Origin of the sequence: Pseudolactococcus chungangensis CAU 28 = DSM 22330, assembly GCF_002441885.1 — a bacterium.
Taxonomy (GTDB): domain Bacteria; phylum Bacillota; class Bacilli; order Lactobacillales; family Streptococcaceae; genus Pseudolactococcus; species Pseudolactococcus chungangensis.
The window spans coordinates 1-1,691 of record NZ_JXJT01000054.1; the positions used below are offsets into that span (position 1 = coordinate 1).

The 1,691-nt window shown below is 34.4% G+C and carries 2 protein-coding genes; one reads left to right on the forward strand and one right to left on the reverse strand.

Annotated elements, in window-relative coordinates:
• Window positions 1-537: 537 nt before the first annotated feature.
• Window positions 538-870 carry a hypothetical protein gene (locus tag RR45_RS10790; RefSeq protein ID WP_072353701.1) on the forward strand — a complete coding sequence of 111 codons (333 nt, stop codon included), beginning with the start codon at window positions 538-540 and terminating at the stop codon, window positions 868-870.
• 39 nt (window positions 871-909) lie between these two features.
• On the opposite strand, the gene RR45_RS10795 is transcribed toward RR45_RS10790, so the two are convergent.
• Window positions 910-1,578: a type 1 glutamine amidotransferase gene (locus RR45_RS10795; protein ID WP_021464853.1), complete on the reverse strand. Its 669-nt coding sequence runs from the start codon at window positions 1,576-1,578 to the stop codon at window positions 910-912.
• Between the last annotated feature and the right edge of the window lie 113 nt (window positions 1,579-1,691).

Below are 1,691 nucleotides of genomic sequence, written 5' to 3' on the forward strand. Positions count from 1 at the left end.
TAGGCATAGCCTTTTTTCACTCCGTTTAAAAATCTTAAAATCAAGGTCAAAAGAAAAGGTCAAAATCAAAACCGCTCAACATGGCAACATAGAACAATCCTACAAGCTCCTATTCTGCTTTCTAAGCAACTTTACGTGTCATTGAGTACAAAACATCAAACAAACACCTATCTTTCTAAGTAACCTAACTGAAAGGCTTGTCAACGGTTTGTGTTGGCAAGTCTTTTGGTTGGGCTTCGTTGGTCTGCTTGACGACAGAAGCAGTTCGCTTGTCAAAGCGAAAGTTCGTTTTTAAAGTGCTAAAGGATTCTACAATAGCCCTAGAAGCTCATATTTTGCATTTTAAGCAACGTTAGAACGTTGCTAGTATAAATTTACCACTTAATAGTTTAACGCTGTTTATAAGACTTTATATTGGCTTATTTATAAACGTGGGGAATGTTGACTTTTATTTTTGGTGTGTTCTTGCTGGTAATCTTCGTACGGTCAACGGACTTGTCATAGTAAAGCATTTCTTTTTCGACTTGTTTTAAGGTCTTGTGTAAAGAAGCAGCGTTTGAAATACTAGTTCATAATCATGAGCAAGAATTAAGATTTCATAAACTTTGGGATGAAGATGCTCAACCATATTATTTTGAATCTCAACCCCAGCTCACGATTCCGAAAAGCATTAAGGAAAGTAGCTGGATGAAACATTTATTAAGTTGTGATTTATCTCAATTTGAGTTTGAGCGTTTTGACGAATTTCTCAATAAGGATGATGAACAGTTTCTAAAATGGGTAAATACGGGTAAGAATGAAAATATCTTATATATTTACCTCGCAGGCAAAACCATCGGAGTTGATTTAGTGAAAGTGGTGGAGGGATGAAAAAAGCAAAGGATTTCTTCCTTTGCTCTCTCAATATGTTTATTGTGAAATGTAATCAAGTAGTTTGAACATTGTTTCTTTATTCTCACTTGGAAAATCATTAGTCAAAATATCTTTCGGAGATTGATTCAATGCATTGTTATTCAAAGCATAAGAAGCATCATTTACGACAATTTCATGTATATCTGTTTTTGTAGGTTCAAAATGAAATTGTAATCCAATTATATTTTTTAGAAGAAAACCTTGATTTTCCAATAAATCACTACTGAACAATAACTCGGCTTCCTTTGGAATCTCAAACATTTCTTCATGCCAATGTAGTGCACTTAATTTAGGTGGAATGTTTTGAATTGAATTACTTTTGAGATAAACAGGAGCCCAACCAACTTCTTTATAAGGTGCTTTTGAAACATCGTATCCTAAAGTTTTAGAAATTTGTTGGGCTCCATAGCAGGCGCCGAATATTGGTATGCTTCTATCAATAAGTTCTTGAATTAATTTACGCTCATCTTTAATCCAAGGCAAATCATCGTTTGGACTCATAGGGCCACCGAGGATGATTAACATATCAGTGTCTTTTTCGTTAGGAAGTATACCGTCAAAATAGTAGGGGTGATAAACATAAATGTCATGACCTCTTTCAAGTGCCCAATCTTTTATGAAACCAGGGCCTTCATTTGGAGAGTGTTGTAAGATATTAATCCTCATAATAACACCTTTCTATTTCAACGGCAATGTTTTTAACCGCACTTCGCCTGCAATTCACGTTAATTAAAATATTATAACATAAGATGGTTCTGTTGCAAAGTTTTAAATAAAGA

Excerpts from the sequence above, each read along its gene's own strand:
- RR45_RS10795 (WP_021464853.1), bottom strand. The coding sequence starts at position 1,578 with ATGAGGATTAATATCTTACAACACTCTCCAAATGAAGGCCCTGGTTTC.